Genomic DNA, 17,476 nt, shown 5'->3' on the forward strand with positions numbered 1-17,476 from the left:
ACCCGCATCATGGCTGGCCGTGAAGGTCACGCGGCGGCGGGTCCGGGATCGTCGGGGTCGGGGAAGTCCGTTCCGGTTATCTGCTGTTGGGGTTGCGGCGGACGAAAGGCTATCACCGCTCCGCCGGACGGATAATCCGCCCGCACGGGGCGATCGGCTTCGCCGGGCAGGCAGGCCTTGTCGCGCAGGGCTGTCTCTGGCTGGAAAGCAACGACCTTGACGAGAATGGGCTCGCGGGTTCCGTCGAAATGTTCCACGGTTAGGATGTCACCCTCCTGAGCACCCAGGAGTGCAAGGCCCCGAGGCGTCGCCACGGGCAGGGCCTCTCCGGACGGCGCGTGATCTGCCAGTACGATGGTGCGTGTTTCTTCCGTTCCATCCGCGAGCCGGTAGGTGACACGGCTGTTCAAGGTTACGACACCGGCCGGAATGTCTTCGCGGAACACGACGGTCGCGGACGCCAGCTTGCGCCGCAACAGCGGCACCAGCGGATCGCTGGCCGGCAGGCGCTCCAGCTTCACCTCGATGAGAGAGTAATCCTTCGTGGTCAATTGGCAGCGGCTATTCTCGAACATGGCATATCTCCGCGCGGAACCGGAGCTACCGGTCCGTCAGCAAAGGTTGATTCTGAGGGGCGAAGGCCGTTTGTCCCCCGTTGCCGGCGATCTGGTGGCGAACCACCGGCAACGGGGGGAAGAGCCTGCGAGAAGGCTGCCTGCGTGGTCGAGGAAACGGCCCCGGATCGTGGGACGGAGGCTCCGTCCCGCTCCGTCCGGAGGGCAGTTCCACAGGGCGATGTTGCGCATGGTCAGGCTGCTGACTGAGCTAACCGCCCGGCAGCGGTCATTGCGATTTTCTGCATTTCTGAACCTGTGTGATTGACGTGTTCCGCCGCGGCCATGGCATGCGGCACCGGCCGCGCACGGACGAGCGGTCCTGCAAGGGGTTCACTGCGCTCTGTTGAGAGGTTTGCCCCCAAGCCCGGGGGCACACATGGCCGAGCCGGGGGCTACAGTCCCGCGATCGGGTCTCCCCGGCGGGAAAGCGTGATGCGAAAAACCGTCAAGATCATCATAGCCTCAGCTTGCCTCTTTGCGGGGGGATGTCAAGAGCACGCTGGAGGACGCAAGGAGGGCCGCTTGGCGTCCAAGCGGCTTTCATGTCCCGTCTGAGGCCATGAACTCCAGCACCTGCCCGGCGCATTCCTGTGGCCTCACGACCGCGACGTGATAGGCCTTGCCCGGCATGACCACCAGCCGGGAGTTCGGGATCTTCTCCTGGTAGCCGCGCGCGGTCTCGACCGACTGCAGGCCGCTTTCCTCGGTGGTGATGACAAGGGTCGGCGCGGTGATCGCCCGCAGTTCCTTGTCGAGTTCTTGCATCTTGGCGCGCCAGCCCGATGCGCCCATGGTGGGACGCGCGTCCGATTTTCCCATCAGCTGATGCGTCCACCAGTCCACCTGCGCGTCGGAGGCCTCGGGGCCGAGGCGCGAGCGCTGGGTTTCGCCCGCCCAACCCGCGACTCCGATTTCGCTGACACGCTTGGGGAAGGCGCCCACGCCATCGCCCTTGTGCGGAGCGCCAAGAAGAGACAGCGAGCGAAGGCGTTTGCCAGCCTTGGAAGCCAGCACCATGGAAACCGTGCCGCCATATTTGGCGCCGACCACATGGAAGCGCTCGACGCCGAGCTTGTCCATCAGCGCGATCAGGTCGTCGGCCAGCTCTCCCGCCGACCAGCTGTAGGTCTCGGGAACGGGAGAACGGCCGAAACCGGGAAGGTCCGGTCTCAGCATGCGATAATGGGCGGAGAGCGGAGGCACCCATTCGGTCCAGGCGACGCCGGATTCGGCGATGCCGTGGATCATGAGCACCGTCTCGCATTCCCGCCAGGGCGCGACGAAGCAATGATCCTCATAGTGGATGTCGACGCCATCGCGAATGTGGATCATCGGCATGTTCAGTCCTTTCGAAAGCGGGGATAGCGCGGTCGTTCAGGCGGACTCGTCGATGGCGAGGTCCTTCTTTCGGCGAATGGAGGGAGTGATCATGGCGACGATCACCACGGCCGAGACCAGCAGGAAGCCGGCGCTGATCGGGTTGGAGATGAAGGTGCCGGGATCGCCGCGCGACAGCAGCATCGCGCGGCGGAAGTTTTCCTCCAGCATGGGGCCGAGAATGAAGCCCAGCACAAAGGGCGCGGGCTCACAGGAGAGCTTCATGAAGACATAGCCGAGCACGCCGAACAGGGCGGCAAGGAGGACGTCCGTCGTGCTGTTGTTGATGGAGAATATGCCGATGCAGGAAAGCACGAGAATGCCCGGGTAAAGCCAGCGGTAGGGGATCTTCAGCATGCGGGTCCACAGCCCGATCAGCGGCAGGTTCAAGACGACGAGCAAGGCGTTGCCGATCCACATGCTGGCGATCAACCCCCAGAACAGGCGGGGGTGATCGGTCATGATCTGCGGTCCGGGCGCGATGCCCTGGATCATCAGCGCGCCCAGCATGAGCGCCATGGTCGCGCTGCCGGGAATGCCGAGCGTGAGCGTGGGTATGAAGGCGGTCTGCGCGGCGGCGTTGTTGGCGGCCTCGGGCGCCGCGACGCCTTCGACGGCGCCCTGTCCGAAGGCCTCGGGGCGGCGGCTGACCTTCTTCTCGAACATATAGGCGGCGAAGGAGGAGATGGTCTGGCCCGCGCCGGGAAGGATGCCGAAGAAGGCGCCGATGCCGGTGCCGCGCAGGATGGCGCCGATGGACCGGCGCATGTCCTCGCGCGTCGGCATCAGGCTGGAGACCTTGTTGACGAAGACCTCGCGCTGGCGGTCGTGCTCGAGGTTTGAGATGATCTCGGCGAAGGCGAAGAAGCCCATGGCGACGACGGCGAATTCGACCCCATCGGCAAGACCGGTGATGTTGAAGGTGTAGCGCAGCGCGCCGGAGTTCACGTCCATGCCGATCAGCCCGAACATGACGCCCAGCAGCGCCATGCCGATGCCCTGAAGGACCGAGCCGCGCACGAGCGAGGCTGTCAGAATGAGGGCCATGAGCATGAGCGAGAAATATTCCGGCGCGCCGAACTGCAGCGCCAGACGCGTGATCGGGGGCCCGAACAGGGCAATCAGGATCGTTCCGATGCAGCCGGCGATGAAGGAGCCGACGGCCGCGATGGCCAGTGCGGAGCCAGCGCGCCCCTGCCGCGCCATCTGATAGCCGTCGATGCAGGTGACGACGGACGAACTTTCGCCCGGCAGGTTGACGAGAATGGCGGTGGTGGAACCGCCATAGGCCGCGCCGTAGTAGATGCCGGCGAGCATGATCATCGCCCCCTCCGGCGGAAGGCTGAAGGTGAGCGGCAACAGCAGGGCGATGGTGACCAGCGGGCCGACGCCGGGCAGGACGCCGATGAAGGTGCCGAGCGTCACCCCGACAAAGCAGAACAGCAGGTTGTCGAAGCTGAAGGCGACGCCGAAGCCGAGCGAAAGGTTTCCGAAGAGATCCATCACTGTGCCCAGATCTCAAGGGGAATGCGCAGGCCGTAGATGAAGACGATGATCGGCAGCACCGTGAGGACCACGAGCATGAGAATGAACTCGATCGGTCCGCCCTCGCGGCCGGCCATGCGGCCGAAGACGAGCAGGGCGGCGATGGCGGGGGCGAGGCCCCAGGACCGGATCAGCAGGCCGAAGGCCACCACGCCGGCAAGGATCAGCACCATGGGCCGCAGATGCAGGCGTTCGGCAGGTTCCGATCCCTCCGGAGAGAGATAGGCCCTGATCGCCATAACGAGGCCGATCGCCATCACGACCACTCCCAGCAGGGCCGGGAAGTAGCCCGGCCCCATCTGCGTCGCAGTGCCCATCCGGTAGGTGAAGGCGATGGCGGCAGCGCCGCCGCCGAACACCATGAACAGCAGACCGGCGAGAAAGCCCTTCGTCACGTACATAGGGTCCTCATGAACTCGCGAGAGGGATGACCGCGCCTTGCGCTATTTCTGCGCGAGACCGAGGGACTTGATGAGGGCACCGTATTTCTCGTAATCGCCGGTGATGCGCTTCATGAAGGCATCCGGCGTGCTGCCCACCACCGTCTGGCCGCCCTGTTCGATGGACTTGATGACCTGGGGGTTCTTCAGCGTCTTGGCGATCGCCGCATGCAGCGTCTCCATGACATCATCCGGCGTGCCGGCAGGCGCAAGCAGGCCGACCCATGAGCTCATCTCGTAGCCCGCGACCCCTGATTCAGCGACCGTCGGCACATCGGGAACGCTGCTGATGCGCTCCGACGAGGTAACGGCCAGCGGCTTCAAGCTCTTGGCCGTGATGTGCGGCGTCAGCGCGGGAATGGCGCCGGCGAGCAGGCTGACCTCGTTGGATATGACCGCCGGAATGGCCGCGCCCGTGCCCTGATAGGGAATGGCGGCGATGTCGATCCCGGCCATCTCCTTCAGCAGTTCCATGGCCAGATGGTTGGGCCCGCCGATTCCGGAATGACCGTAGCTGTATTTCCCAGGGTTCTTCTTGGCGAGCGCGATGAAATCGGCCAGCGTGTCGGCCTCCAGCGAGGCGTTGGCGACGATCACCGGAGCGAAACCGACCACTTGTGAGATGGGTGCGAAGTCCTTCAGGGGATCGTAGGGCAGCGCTTCTCCCATATGGGGGGTGATGACAAGGGCGCCTTCCGTGGACATCAGGATGGTGTGACCGTCCGGCTTGGCCTTGGCGACCGAATCCGCACCCACCCGTCCCTGTGCGCCCGGGCGGTTCTCGACGATGACGGGCTGGCCGAGTTCCTGCTGCAGGTGTGGGGCCAGAACCCGCGCGAGAAGATCGGCGGCACCACCCGGAGGAAAGCCGACGATAACCCGGATGGGCTGGTTGGGGTAGGTCTGGGCCGAGGCAGCGGTTCCGGCGCCAAGACCGATGATCGCGCTGAGAGCTGCAAGGGCAAAGGTTCGGGCGCAGGCCGCCCCGAAGGCACCGTTCTTCATGTGATAGTCCTCCCATATGATCGGTCATGCCGATCGCTTGCGGGCTCTTTCCGGCTATCGGTTGCCGGTTCGGCTCGCTTGACGGTCAGTGTGCCGCAGCAAGCTTGCACGAAGCTTTCGCTGCACTGCGGGCCTTGTCAGACCGCGTGCTCCGCCTGCGCCCGCGCAGAGGAGGCGCGGCTTTTCCTGTGCTGAAGCGGCGGAACGCCCCTGTTGGGCAGCCGCACCGTGACGGTCAGCCCCGTGCCCTCATCGGGCGCGGAGAGGGTCACATCGCCGCCGTGGGCCTCGGCGATCTGGCGGACGACGGCCAGGCCGAGGCCGCAGCTGTTGCCGCCATCGTTGTTGATGGTGGCAAAGCGGCGGAACACCAGCTCACGATGCTCGGGCGCGATGCCGGGGCCGTTGTCCATGACCTCCAGCACCGCCCATTTTTCCCGGCGGGAGGTGCGCAGGGTGACCCTGCCGCCCGGGCCGCCGTAATGGACGGCGTTGTCGATGAGATTGCCCACGAGTTCGGCGATGAGAACCTGATCGGCCATGAGCCGGACCGGCTGTTCATCGATCTCCACGCCCAGATCCACCTCGCGGCTCATGGCCGAGGGAACACGCTCGGCGGTGACGCGGGACACCACATCCGACAGGTCGATCACGGCCTTGGGCATATTGGCCCGCGCGTCGATGCTGAGGAGAGCCAGCAACTGATGCGTCAAGCGCGAGGTCTGTTCAATGGTGGCGCGGATGCGGCGGAGGATTTCATGCGTGTCCTCCCGCGTTGGCTGGCGCAGCGCGAGGTCGGTGTTCGCCCTCAGGATCGCCAGCGGCGTCTTGAGCTGATGCGAGGCGTCGGCGATGAACTGTTCCTGGATTTCCACCTCACGGGCCGTCCGCTGCAACAGGTCATTGATGGCGCGGATGAGCGGGCGGACCTCGCTGGGGATGTCCTGCTCGCTGATCGGGGTGCGGTCCCGCTCGCTCCGGTTCTTGATCTGGCGCCCTGTTTCAACGAGGGGGCGCAGCGACCTGTGGACGCCCCACCAGATCACGCCCGCGGCCAGAAGCGCGAGCGGCAGTTGCTGGAGGAGGGTGGTCAGGACAATCCGGTGGGAGAGGATCTCGCGTTCAGATCGGGGCTCGCCGACCTGTACCAGCACGAGCCCCCTTTCCTCCGGCGTCGCGACAGGGATATAGGTGGCGACCCACCGCAGGTTGATGCCGCGATAGACGGCATCGAAGTATTGCGGCCGGTGCGAGACGCGGCTGGGCGGTTCGGGTGCGTCCTTGAACCCGGCGAGCACACGCCCCTCCGGCGACCTCACCCGGTGGAAGATCTGCCGGCCCCGTGTGGATCCCAGCATCTCCAGCGCTACGGCCGGGACCACGACATCAAGCGTTCCGTTGCGCGACACCAGCCCGTTGGCGATGGAGCGGGCCGAGCCGAACAGCGCGCTATCATAGGCGGTGTCGGCGAAATGGAGCGCGCTGGAGACACTGACCACGAGATTGATCGACAGGACAAGGCCGGTGGCAAGCAAGAGCCAGGAGAGCAGCCTGCTTTTCAGGCTGGTCAGGCGCCGCTTCAATGCATGCTCTCGTCGATCATATAGCCGAGGCCGCGGATGGTATGGATGCTGAGCCCCGCCGTCTCCAGCTTGCGCCTGAGCCGGTGGATATAGATCTCGATGACCGACGGGCCGGCCAGGTCGTCGCAGTCGTAGATCCGGTCGAACAGGCTCTGCTTGCTCACAACGCGGCCGATGCGCATCAGCAGCAGTTCCAGGACCGCGAGTTCCTTGGACGGCATGATCAGGGGCTTGCCGTGAAGTGTCGTGACCCGGTCGACCGTGTCGAAGGTGAGCGCGCCAAGCTGGATGACCGAGGAGTTGCCGAACATCCCCCGCCGCAGCAGGGCGCGCACGCGCGCTTCCAGCTCCGGCGTCTCGAAGGGCTTGCCGACAAAATCATCGGCCCCGAGGTTGAGCCCTTTCACCCGCTGGTCCAGCGTGTCGTGAACGGAGAGGATGAGGACCGGGACGCGGGATTTGCGCATGCGCATGCGGGTCAGCACTTCAAAACCGTCCAGCTCCGGAAGCTGGAGGTCGAGGATGACCAGATCGTAGGGGGTGCATTGCTCCAGATGATTGGCATCGGCGCCGGTGGATGCGATATCGACGGTGTAGCCACTCTGGAGCAAGACACCTTCGAGGGCCTGCGCCAGCATCCGGTTGTCTTCGGCAATCAGCAGACGCATGGCAGCAGCCTCGCGTGATCATCGATCGTACGGTTAACGAGTATGCGATCACGCGGCGGACTGCACAAGCACGTGCAGAGAAGCCGCCGCGTGACTGATCAGCGGCTAGTTGGCCGTGATGCCGGCGGTTTTCGCCACCCGCTCCCATTTCTCGATCTCGGCCGCAACATAGCTGGTGAAATCCTCCGCGGATTTGGCGCTCGCCGTCATACCCTGCGCCGTGAGCTGGTCCTGAAGGCCCTTGTCCTTCAGCGTTTCGCCCACCGCCGCGTTCAGCTTGTCGATGATCGGTTTTGGCGTGCCTGCGGGCGCGAAGATGCCATACCAGTTGTTGACCTCGTAGCCGGGAACGCCCGCCTCGGCCATGGTCGGCACATCAGGAAGGCTCTCCAGGCGCTCTGTCGTCGTCACGGCCATGGCGCGCATCTGCCCGGACTTGATGAGCTGGAGGGTCTGCGGCACGCCGGCGAAGGCCAGCTGCACCCGGCCGGCGATCACGTCGGGCATACCCTCGGCGCCCTTGTAGGGAACATGCTGGAGCTTGATCCCGGCCATGGAGTTGAGCAGCTCGCCGGAGAAATGCAGCAGGCTGCCGACGCCTGACGTGGCATAACCGAGTTCCCCGGGCTTCTGCTTGGCCAGCGCGATCAGGCTCTTGATGTCCTTGGCGGGCAGATCGTTGTTGGCCACCATGACCACCGGCGTCGAGGCGATCTGGGCAACACCGGTGATGTCCTTGACTGCGTCATATTTCAGGTCCGGAGCAAGCACCGCCGAGGCGGTGAAGCTGGCGCTGTCGAACAGCAGCGTGTAGCCGTCCGCCTCGGATTCCGCGAGCAGCGTGCGCCCGAGCTGGCCGCCCGCGCCGGGCCGGTTCTCGACCACGAAGGACTGGCCGAGGATCTTGGCCAGCGGTTCGGCCAGGAGCCGTGCCACGGTGTCCGACCCGCCGCCGGGGCTGAAACCGACGATGATGCGCACCGGTTTGGTTGGATAGGACGCCTCACCTGACTGCGCCAAGGCGGGCGATGACAGCCCCCAGAGGCCCAGCAAGCCGGCCGCAAGGAGCGCGTTTATGCCTGTTCTGCGTGTGTGCATTGGTTCCTCCAGAGATTATGTGACCGGCTTTCGCGGTCTTGATTGGCGCATGCATGCGCTATGCATTCAGTCCATCAGTGCGGATGCCCGGCTCAGGCGCGCCACGTCCCGTGCCTTGCCCAGCCATGCCTCGGCCTGATCCGGTGCCCGGTGCGCGGCGACGGCCAGGCGGTAGCGCGCGCTGACCTCCTCCGGCGTGATGGGATTTTCGGGGCAGCCTTTCGGCTTGGGTATGATCTTCTCGATGCTGCGGCCGTTCCTGAGCGTGACCTTGACCCGTGCCGGCACATATTCGGCGGTCATGGCGGCGTCGATGTCGGGGTCGAACACGCATTGGGTGCGTGTGGCGACGCCGCGGATGACGGGATCGTGCACATAGGTCGCGAAGTCGTCGAGACCCACCACCAGTGGCGCCGGGCGGCGCGGCGTGAGCCACAGCGCCAGTGCGACCGCGAAGGGCGCGCTGACGAGGGCCGCCTGCTGATCGATGGGGTCGTTGTAGGTCAGCTTGTTGATCAGGAGACGCGGAACGCCGATCTCGATCCGCTCGATCTCGGCAATGTCCACGCCCTCCCGGGCCAGAGCCTCGCCGGCTTCTATAGCGGCCTGGAAGCGCACGGTGCCCGCATGGACCTTCAGCGAGATGCTGTTGATCCAGTAGCGCGATCCGAGCCCTTCGGTGATCCTGGCGGCGTCGAAACTGTCGGACACGGCCTGTCCGAAGCCTTGGCTTCCTTCGATCGCATCAGGCGGCCCCGTCAGCCCCGCGCGCGCCAGGATGGCCGCCTCGAGCCCCTGCGCCGCGGCCTTGCCCGCATGAAGGCGCTTCACGTCGGAGCCGGAGACGAAGAACTGGGCAAGCCCGCTGGCGTAGCTTGCGGTGAGGCCCAGCGCGTTCTGGATGCCGTCGGCATCGAGGCCAAACAGGCGCGCGGCGGCAACGGCGGCGCCGAACACGCCGCATGCAGGCGTTCCCTGGAAGCCGCGCAGCGAATGATCTGGCTGCACGCTGATGCCGATGCGGATTGCCACCTCATAGGCGGCGGTCACCGCCTCGACCAGGGCCCGGCCGTCGGCGTCCACCATCTCGGCGGCCGCGAGAGCGGCGGGCCAAATCACCACGCCCGGGTGAACGATCGCCGCGATGTGGGAATCGTCCCAATCGAGGCTGCCGGCGATGACACCGTTGAGATAGGCGGCACGGATGGGATCGGCCTTGCGGTCGCTGTAGAACAGTGACGCCGCCGGCGCGCCGCCCAGAGATGAAAGCGTCTTTTCGGCCTGCGCCACCCAGGTCGTGTTTCGGCCCACGGCGGCGACACGGAAGAGGTCGATGAGCAGCGTCGGCATGAGGCGCTGCACTTCGGCGGGAATGTCGTCGTACGACAGCGCCGCGGCGAACTCCGCCAGCCGCCGCGTCGCGCCCGTGGTCACGGCGCTCATGCCCGCTCCTCCGCCCGCGCCGGAGCGGGCCCTGCGATCCGCAGGGTCATGAGATCGGCCGCCGAGGCGATGCGATCGGGATGGCGGACCAGCGACAGCCAATCGGACAGCGCCTCGCCCGGGATCAAGCCCTCGGTCACGACCCGGAACCGCGAGGCGATGTCGTCGAACATCATGGGCCGTTCCGCCGATCCCGCCGGAACTGGCGTGATATGGCTGCGGGTGGTGCCGTCGCGCATGTGCAGCGTGACGCGGGCCGCCACATATTCCGTGGTGCTGGCGCTCTCGATTTCCGCGTCCGGTTCGCAGGCGATCCGGTCGGTGAGGGCGCGGATATCTGTGTCCTTCAGGCTCGCCTCGAAATCCTCGACGCTCAGCACGAGAGGTTTCGGCCGCCCGGCCGCCAGATGGAGCGTCATCGCCACCGCGAAGGGCACGTTCATCTGCGACTGCTGCAGATCCTGCAGGGCATTGCCGGTGAGACGGCCTATGATGACCTTGGGGACGCCGACGGTTGCGCGCTCGACCTCCTCCGGCCGCACGCCCTGATAGACGAGCTCTGCCGTGGACTCGATGGCGGCGAGGATGCGCGCGCTGACCGCGTGGGGCTTCATCTGCAGGCGCATGATGTGGAAGTGCTCGCCCAGCCCCTGGTGGATCTGGGCGGGGTTGAATTCATCCGCCAGAGCGCGGGCAAAGCCCTGGACCCCCTCGATGGCGTCGTGCGGCCCGGTGAGGCCGGAGTGGGCGAAGAGCGCCGCCTCCACCCCGGCGGCGGAGGCTTTCCCGGCGTGCAGGCGCTTGACCTCGGAGCCGGACACGAAGAACTGCGTGATGCCGCCGGCGTAGCTCGCGGCGATGCCGAGGGCGTCGCGGATGCCCTTGGCATCGAGCCCGAGCAGCTTGGCGGCGGCTGTCGTGGCGCCGAAGACGCCGCAGGTCGCGGTGGATTGAAAGCCGCGGCGGAAATGGCTGGGCTGCACGCTGAGACCGATGCGGATCATCACCTCGTAGCCGGCGGCAGCGGCGGCGATTACCTCCTTCCCGCTGGCACCGGTCAATTCGCCCACCGCCAGCGCGGCCGGCCAGACCGTGACGCCGGGGTGGAGCATGGCGCCCACATGGGTGTCATCCCACTCCAGGCTGCCCGCGATGACGCCGTTCAGATAGGCCGCGCGAACCGGGTCGGCGCGTTGATCGGAGAAGAGGATGGATGCATCCGGACTGCCGCCGAGGGGCCGCATGGCGGCGTTGAGCTTTTCCAGCCAGGGCGTATCGGTGCCGGCGCAGCCCACGCGGAAGTAATCGACGAGCAGTTCCTGCATGCGCTGCTGAACCTCGCCCGGCAGGCGGTCATAGCTCAGGTCGGCGGCAAACTGGGCAAGCGTGGCGGTTGCAGGCCTGTCGGTCGGCAGACCCGTGGCGTGCCGTGTCTCTGAATCCAAGGCGTCCTCCCATCGCGACGCGCGGCCTTTTGGCCGTTCTGAGGGCCTTCGCGGCCCTTATGGCGAGCATGCGCCGGGAAGCTTTCATGAAGCTTTCGCGCCAGCCCGCCTCATGGGAGGGGCGAGTTCGTTCCTACTGGTTGATTTCAGGCTCGACGAGCCTTGCGAGTTTCTGCAGGGACTCCTGCCAGCCGAGATAGCAGGCCTCCGCAGGGATCACATCCGGCACGCCCTGTTGTTCGATGTTCACCTCAGTGCCGACAGATACGGCCTTGAGGTTCACCGTCACCGTCATCTCGCCCGGCAGGTTGGCGTCATCGAAGCTGTCGCTGTAGACGAGGCGCTCGCCGGGAACGAGCTCCAGATAGGTGCCGCCAAAAGAATGGCTGTCGCCTGTCGTGAAATTCCGGAACGACATCCTGTGATGGCCTCCAGCTTTCGCGTCCAGCTCATGCACGGTGCAGGTGAAGCCGTAGGGAGGAAGCCAGCTCGCAATGGCATCGGGTTCGACGAATGCGCGATAGAGCTTCTCGGGTTTAGCGGCAATGACGCGGTGCAGACGGATCGTGCTGGGCATGTTTCCTCCTCGCGGACGTCGGGTTGTTCATCGTCCCGAGCGGAAGGGCAGGGATGCCAGCCTCCGCTTTCTGCGGATCGTAACGATTTTGACGCTGGAAGCCTACAGGGAAGGCATACGCCCTGGACGCCGTTGACGTCGATCATTCCGGCTGCCGCCTGTCAGGACACGCGGCGGATTTCGGGCGCGAAGGTGCTCAAGGCGAGCCATTTCTGAACGGCGCTGGCGATCGGCCGGTCGCCCGTCAGTTCCAGGCGCCCGGCCTCCAACTCCTGCGGGATGCGGGTGAAGCCCATCCAGATGGCGGTCATGGTGCGCAGCGACGAGCGGACGAGGAGGTTCACCTCATAACCGGGATCGAAGCCGCAGAGATCGACCTTGCCGCCCTCGATCACCATCCACCAGTTGCGCTGGGCGTGTGGCAGTTCGGGATATTGAAACTGAATCGTGCAGCGGCCGGGGGGAAGAGGCTCCGGGTTCAGGTTGCGGCGGATGTCCCACATCAGCAGCGAGGGATCGAGGTTCTTGAGCGAGAGGCTCGATTCCACCCAGCGCTGGCCCCAGAAGCCCATGCCGAGGATGATGGGTCGGAGTTCCTCGCCGGCGGGGAGAGGTGATATTCCACGGTGCCCGCCCCGCGCGGGACGGTGATGATCACGCCTGACTTCTCAAGCTCGCGCAGGCGTTTCGACAGAAGCGCCGGAGACATGCGGGGCACGCCGCGGCGCAGGTCGTTGAAGCGGGTGGTGCCGCAGAGAAGCTCGCGGACGATGAGGGCGGTCCAGCGCGTGCAGAGGATTTCGGCCGCCATCGAGACCGGGCAGAACTGTCCGTATCCGCCACGCACCTCCATGCCAGCATCCTCCGAAATATCACGCGCGAGCATGAGGATACGCCCGCGCGTGGGTGCTGCCAAGGACCCGGAGCGGGACATTAGCGGGCAGTACAGTTCCTGAACTGGAACGCGGTGGGGGGCGGGAGGATGGTGGAGCCTCTTCAGGAGAGGAAAAAAGCCATGACCACCACGCAACCGAAGGCCGAAGCCCCCGGCCTCATCACCGAAGATCTTGTCGCCGTTGCCCGGGCGCTGGGCGCGGAGTTTGCCGGGCGGGCGGCGGAGGCCGATGCCAGTGACCGCTTCGTGGCGAAGAACTATCAAGCGCTGAAGGAAGCCGGCCTGGTTGAGGCCGGCGTGCCGACCGAACTCGGCGGCGGCGGCGCGGATGTGCGCCAGCTTGCAGGCATGTTGCGGGAACTCGCGCATCACTGCGGCTCGACCGCGCTCGCTTTTTCCATGCACACGCATCAGGTGGCCATTCCCGCCTGGCGCTGGCGCCACCAGCAGGTCGCGGCCGTCGAGCCGCTGCTGAAGCGGGTGGCGGCCGAACGCATCATCCTGCTCTCCAGCGGTGGGTCGGACTGGATCAGCGGTTCGGGCTGGGCGGCGAAGGTGGAGGGCGGCTACCGCATCACTGCGCGCAAGAGCTTCACGTCAGGCGCGGAAGCGGGCGATGTGCTCATGACTATGGCGGTGCTGCAGGCTGAGGGCCAGCCCGACATGGTGGTGCACTTCCCCGTCTCCATGAAGGCGCCGGAGGTGAAGGTGCTCGACACCTGGCGCACGTTGGGCATGCGCGGCACCGGCTCCAATGACGTCGTGATCGAGGGGCTGTTCGTGCCTGACGGCAGCGTGGCCGTGACGCGCAGATCCGGCGAGTGGCACCCCCTGTTCCAGATCATCGCCACCATCGCCTTCCCGCTGATCTATTCGGCCTATCTCGGGGTCGCCGAAAGCGCGCGCGATATCGCCGTCGGCATAGCCCGGAAGAAACGGCAGACGCATCACGCCATGAATCTTGCCGGGCGGATGGACACGGCGCTGCGCGCGGCGCAATTGGCGCACGGCTGGATGCTCGATGTGGTGGACCGCAACGCGCCCTCGGCCGACACCGTCAACGAGGTGATGATCGGCAAGGCCCTCGTGGCCGAGAATGCGCTGAAAGCCGTCGAGCTGGCCATGGAACTGGCGGGTGGCCCGGGCTTCTACCGCGACAACGGGCTGGAGCGCCGCTTCCGCGACATCCAGGGCGCGCGCTACCATCCGCTGCAGGCCGGCCCGCAGGCGGAATATGCCGGTGCAACGGCGCTGGGCCTGCCGACCGCGCATATCTTCTGAGATGTGAGTGCGCGCAGGACGAGGGGCGGCCGGTCCTGCGCGCACCACAACGGGATGGGGGAAATGGAAGCCATATGTCCTCACAACCTCCCGGTCGAACCTTGACGCGTGCATGCCCTTGCGACTATAGGAACCGCAACGTCGCGGGAGCAGTCTCGCGTGTGCGGCGCGGTTCGCCAGACGAGCCCGCGCCGTTCTCTTTAGAGCCACACGAATTCAAGGGAGCACGGCGATGTCGCGTCGTTGCGAATTGAGCGGCAAGGGCGTCCAGTCGGGCCACCTCGTCAGCCACTCCAATCACAAGACGAAGCGGCGGTTCCTGCCGAATCTCGTCAATGTCACGCTGATCTCGGACACGCTGAAGCGCGCTGTCGGTCTGCGCGTGTCGGCCCATGCCCTGCGCTCGGTCGAGCATCGCGGCGGCCTCGATGCCTTCCTGGCCAAGGCCCGTCCTGACGACCTGTCGCCCAAGGCTTTGGAGCTGAAGCGCCAGATCGCCAAGGCGCAGGCTGAAGCCAAGGCTTCCTGAGTACGGCCATGAGCCACGCGCGGCCCTATGCGGCGCGTGACCTCGTCCTGCCGGTCGCGGGCATGGCGGTGGTGGTTGCCGCCTCCAATGTGCTGGTGCAGCATCCCGCCACGGTCCTGGGACTTGAGGATTACCTCACCTGGGGTGCCTTCACCTATCCGGTGGCCTTCTTCGTCAATGACCTGACCAACCGCCGCTTCGGCGCCGATGCCGCGCGGCGCGTTGTGGTGGGCGGCTTCCTCATCGCCGTCTTCATTTCGGTCTGGCTGGCCAATCCGCGTATCGCGCTGGCCTCTGGCGCGGCCTTCCTCATCTCTCAGCTTCTCGACATCACCGTCTTCAGCCGGCTGCGGCGGCAGGCCTGGTGGCGTGCACCGCTGGCGGCCAGCCTGTTCGGTTCGGTGGTGGATACGGCCATCTTCTTCACGCTGGCTTTCGCCGGTTTCCTCGTGCCGCTCCTCGGCCATGCGGAAGACTTCGCGCTGGCGGCGGTGCCCTTCTTCGGCACGGCGCTCGAGGCCCCGCGCTGGGCCGCCTGGGCTTCGGCGGATTTTCTGGTGAAGGTCGCCATGGCGCTCCTGATGCTGGTGCCCTATGGCGCGCTGCTCCGGGTGGTGCGGCCGATGGAGACCGTGGCGCCCCGGCGCTGATCAGGTGGCGGCTTCCTCCACCACCGTCAGCAGTCCATAGAGCGCCCAGAAGGCGCCTGACGAAACCACGAAGCCCAGCAGCATGACAATGCCGTCGCGCGCCACAAGGCCGAGCCCGAAGAGGGCGATGGCGGCCATGGGGAAGGACGAGGCGAAGGGCACCAGTTCCAGCACCGGCACGGTGGCGCAGAGCGCAAGGCACATGGCGGCCGCGCCGTAGACCCAGGGCGGGCGCGTCGCCCATTTCAGCCGCGGCTGCAGCACATGATCGACCCAGCGGGTGGTCTTGCGGATGCGCGCCATGCCGCGGGCGAATTTCTTGCCGTCGATGCTGCGATGCTCCAGAAAATCGGGCAGCCACAGGTGCTTGCGCCCCATCAGGATCTGCACGGCGAAAAGGCTGATGATCACTGCAAGCACGGTGGGCAGGCCCGGGATGCCACCGATGGGGCTGATCTCGATCAGCGCAGGGATCAGGAGAAAAGGACCGAAGGAGCGCTCGCCGATCTTCTCGCGGATGTCGGTCACGGAAACCGGGGTGCCGTCGTGGCCGAGGTCGCACATATCGCAGATCAGGCCGGAGAGAGTGCGGTCCGGCGCATCGATCCTGCCGGTCCTGCCGGCAACGGCGTTTCCATCATGCAGCACGCGCATCACTCTCACCTTTTGCGGTGCATCCGGGCTCCGCGTCGTCGGCCATCCCTGACCAACGGCATTGAATGCTAATCAACAGCGGGTCGCGCTTTCGGTTCCAGGACCAAGGGCCGCAGCGCCAGCGCGCTGGGCGCCCGAAGAATCTGCCGTGGCCATGAACCTCGAGCGTGCCGGGACGCGTTGTCGTATGGACGACACCCGAAACGCTCATGAAGAGGCTCATCATGCTCACCCGGTTGATGACCGCCGCCGCGCTCCTCGGCGCAAGCGCGACCCTGGCGCTGGCGCAGCCGCGCCCGGATCACGACGGCCCCCGCCATTTCGGACAACGTGGCGACGGGCCGCCCCATCACATGCGCCATGGCAGGGGGGACCGCGATATGGATCACGACAGGGACGACCGCGAGAGCGGCAAGGGCTTTGCCCTCAGGCTCGGCCCCGGAATTGGCCTGCGCATCCGCTGCGGCGACGAGCCGGTCAAGGCCTGCGTCGACGCCGCGGTTCCGCTGATCGACCGCATGGCCGAGGTCGCCAAGGGCACAACATCATCACCGCCTCCGCCACCCCCGCGCCACAGCCGGCCTCTGCCGCCGCCTCACGGCGAGCGTGCCTCGCCGCCTCCGCCTCCTGGCCGGGCCGATGACATGCCGGCCCCGCCGCTGCCTTCGGGCGAGACGGTGCCGCCGCAGCCATCAGGCGATGCGGCTTCGCCAACCCCTGATGATGGCGGGCAGGTCCTGCCGCGACCACCCGCGAATTGACTCTGGCAATGGGCCGGCGTCGCTTGTCCCGCCGGCCCTCAGTCCGCCGCGTCGAGTTCGGCATAGTGGCGAAAGATGCCGTTTTTGTTGAAGGGCAGGCGGCGGTTGCTGGTGCAATAGGCCGCGATGTTCGGCCGCTGCCTGATCTTGGAAGAGAGCGCCATGGCTTTTGGCCAGTCCTTTGACGAGGCTTTCATCAGCCTGGGGAAGGCGTAGTTCAAGCCCTCCACGATCTGGAACAGCGACAGATCCGCATAGGAGAGCGCGCTGCCGACGAGATATCCGCTTTTGTCATTCTTCGACAGGATGCGCTCGAACCAGCCGAGAAACTTCGGGATACGGTCGGCGCGGAATTCCTCCGCGCGCCGCGCGGCCTCCTCTTTCTGATCCTCGTAATAGGCGCCGACGCCGATGGGATGGTGCACGTCGTGGATCTCCGCCACGAAGTCGGTCATGGTGAGCTGGATCTGATGGGTCCAGAGCGCCTCGACGGGATCGGCCGAGACGAGACCCAGCTTCGGCCCGAGATAGTGCAGGATGAGCGCGACCTGGCCCACCAGCACATCGCCATCACGCAGGAACGGCGGCGCGAAGGGAGGCGTTTTCGCCTCCTTCATCAAAGGCATGAGGACGTCATCGCCCTTTTCACGGGCGACATCAGTGTAGTCGGCGCCGGCCTCTTCCAGGGCAAGCCGAACGAATTCGCCGCGCCCCTGGATGCCGGTCCAGTAGAAGAGTTCATAAGCCATAGGGCGGCAATGCGGGGAGGCGCATCTGTGTTCCGGGGCACGGGAAGCTCGCTGCAACCATCGTGAGGTTTGGTGACCCCAGGAGCCGACTGCATCGGCGGCGCTCATCGCGGGTCGATAAAATCCTTCAAGTTGCGGGAAACGGGACGCGCGGCAAGA

The 17,476-nt window shown here is 66.0% G+C and carries 19 protein-coding genes; 4 read left to right on the forward strand and 15 right to left on the reverse strand.

What is annotated here, in order from left to right; all coding sequences use genetic code 11:
• Positions 1-26 precede the first annotated feature (26 nt).
• The 13 genes from IEV58_RS15995 to IEV58_RS18285 form a co-directional block, all read right to left on the reverse strand.
• Positions 27-575, reverse strand: a complete 549-nt coding sequence (locus tag IEV58_RS15995; protein WP_188410823.1) for a GreA/GreB family elongation factor — start codon at positions 573-575, stop codon at positions 27-29.
• A gap of 582 nt (positions 576-1,157) precedes the next feature.
• Positions 1,158-1,955, reverse strand: a complete 798-nt coding sequence (locus IEV58_RS16000) for an alpha/beta fold hydrolase (RefSeq protein ID WP_188410824.1) — start codon at positions 1,953-1,955, stop codon at positions 1,158-1,160.
• Between the two features lie 36 nt (positions 1,956-1,991).
• A complete protein-coding gene (locus IEV58_RS16005; protein WP_188410825.1) occupies positions 1,992-3,497 on the reverse strand; it encodes a tripartite tricarboxylate transporter permease in 1,506 nt (501 codons plus the stop codon).
• On the reverse strand, positions 3,497-3,940 hold the full coding sequence (locus tag IEV58_RS16010; protein ID WP_188410826.1) for a tripartite tricarboxylate transporter TctB family protein: 444 nt from the start codon (positions 3,938-3,940) through the stop codon (positions 3,497-3,499). Before IEV58_RS16010 ends, IEV58_RS16005 begins: the two co-directional genes overlap by 1 nt.
• A 42-nt stretch (positions 3,941-3,982) precedes the next feature.
• Entirely contained in the window at positions 3,983-4,984 is a 1,002-nt protein-coding gene (locus tag IEV58_RS16015) for a Bug family tripartite tricarboxylate transporter substrate binding protein (RefSeq protein WP_188410827.1), read from the reverse strand.
• A gap of 137 nt (positions 4,985-5,121) precedes the next feature.
• The gene (locus IEV58_RS16020) at positions 5,122-6,567 is read right to left on the reverse strand and encodes a sensor histidine kinase (RefSeq protein ID WP_188410828.1); all 1,446 of its coding nucleotides are present in this window, start codon (positions 6,565-6,567) and stop codon (positions 5,122-5,124) included.
• Positions 6,564-7,235 (reverse strand): response regulator, encoded by a 672-nt coding sequence (locus IEV58_RS16025; RefSeq protein WP_188410829.1) that lies wholly within the window; start codon positions 7,233-7,235, stop codon positions 6,564-6,566. The genes IEV58_RS16020 and IEV58_RS16025 overlap by 4 nt, the downstream gene beginning before the upstream one ends.
• A gap of 105 nt (positions 7,236-7,340) precedes the next feature.
• Complete coding sequence (locus tag IEV58_RS16030; protein WP_188410830.1) at positions 7,341-8,333, reverse strand: tripartite tricarboxylate transporter substrate binding protein; 993 nt, start codon at positions 8,331-8,333, stop codon at positions 7,341-7,343.
• A 66-nt stretch (positions 8,334-8,399) separates the two neighbouring features.
• A complete protein-coding gene (locus IEV58_RS16035; protein ID WP_188410831.1) occupies positions 8,400-9,776 on the reverse strand; it encodes an MmgE/PrpD family protein in 1,377 nt (458 codons plus the stop codon).
• The gene (locus IEV58_RS16040) at positions 9,773-11,221 is read right to left on the reverse strand and encodes an MmgE/PrpD family protein (RefSeq protein WP_188410832.1); all 1,449 of its coding nucleotides are present in this window, start codon (positions 11,219-11,221) and stop codon (positions 9,773-9,775) included. The genes IEV58_RS16035 and IEV58_RS16040 overlap by 4 nt, the downstream gene beginning before the upstream one ends.
• Positions 11,222-11,354: 133 nt before the next feature.
• Complete coding sequence (locus IEV58_RS16045; protein ID WP_188410833.1) at positions 11,355-11,798, reverse strand: SRPBCC family protein; 444 nt, start codon at positions 11,796-11,798, stop codon at positions 11,355-11,357.
• Between the two features lie 161 nt (positions 11,799-11,959).
• Positions 11,960-12,346: a sterol carrier protein domain-containing protein gene (locus tag IEV58_RS18280; protein ID WP_229729521.1), complete on the reverse strand. Its 387-nt coding sequence runs from the start codon at positions 12,344-12,346 to the stop codon at positions 11,960-11,962.
• Complete coding sequence (locus IEV58_RS18285; RefSeq protein ID WP_229729522.1) at positions 12,301-12,684, reverse strand: winged helix-turn-helix transcriptional regulator; 384 nt, start codon at positions 12,682-12,684, stop codon at positions 12,301-12,303. The genes IEV58_RS18280 and IEV58_RS18285 overlap by 46 nt, the downstream gene beginning before the upstream one ends.
• 129 nt (positions 12,685-12,813) lie before the next feature.
• Here IEV58_RS18285 and IEV58_RS16055 point away from each other — a divergent pair, with 129 nt between their 5' ends.
• The 3 genes from IEV58_RS16055 (at position 12,814) to IEV58_RS16065 (ending at position 15,153) form a co-directional block, all read left to right on the forward strand.
• Positions 12,814-13,974, forward strand: a complete 1,161-nt coding sequence (locus tag IEV58_RS16055; RefSeq protein ID WP_188410834.1) for an acyl-CoA dehydrogenase family protein — start codon at positions 12,814-12,816, stop codon at positions 13,972-13,974.
• A 232-nt stretch (positions 13,975-14,206) separates the two neighbouring features.
• Positions 14,207-14,503, forward strand: coding sequence for a 50S ribosomal protein L28 (gene rpmB, locus IEV58_RS16060; RefSeq protein WP_188410835.1), 297 nt, complete (start codon positions 14,207-14,209; stop codon positions 14,501-14,503).
• Positions 14,504-14,511: 8 nt separating this feature from the next.
• Positions 14,512-15,153, forward strand: a complete 642-nt coding sequence (locus tag IEV58_RS16065; RefSeq protein ID WP_188410836.1) for a queuosine precursor transporter — start codon at positions 14,512-14,514, stop codon at positions 15,151-15,153.
• Here the strand turns inward: IEV58_RS16065 and IEV58_RS16070 are convergent, their stop codons facing one another.
• Positions 15,154-15,807: an exopolysaccharide biosynthesis protein gene (locus tag IEV58_RS16070; RefSeq protein ID WP_188410837.1), complete on the reverse strand. Its 654-nt coding sequence runs from the start codon at positions 15,805-15,807 to the stop codon at positions 15,154-15,156.
• A 209-nt stretch (positions 15,808-16,016) separates the two neighbouring features.
• Between IEV58_RS16070 and IEV58_RS16075 the strand changes: the two genes are divergently transcribed.
• Positions 16,017-16,568, forward strand: a complete 552-nt coding sequence (locus IEV58_RS16075) for a hypothetical protein (protein WP_188410838.1) — start codon at positions 16,017-16,019, stop codon at positions 16,566-16,568.
• A gap of 38 nt (positions 16,569-16,606) precedes the next feature.
• Here IEV58_RS16075 and IEV58_RS16080 read toward each other — a convergent pair whose 3' ends face one another.
• Entirely contained in the window at positions 16,607-17,317 is a 711-nt protein-coding gene (locus IEV58_RS16080) for a glutathione S-transferase (RefSeq protein ID WP_188410839.1), read from the reverse strand.
• Positions 17,318-17,476 lie beyond the last annotated feature (159 nt).

It is taken from the genome of Agaricicola taiwanensis, assembly GCF_014635245.1.
Lineage (GTDB): Bacteria > Pseudomonadota > Alphaproteobacteria > Rhizobiales > Methylopilaceae > Agaricicola > Agaricicola taiwanensis.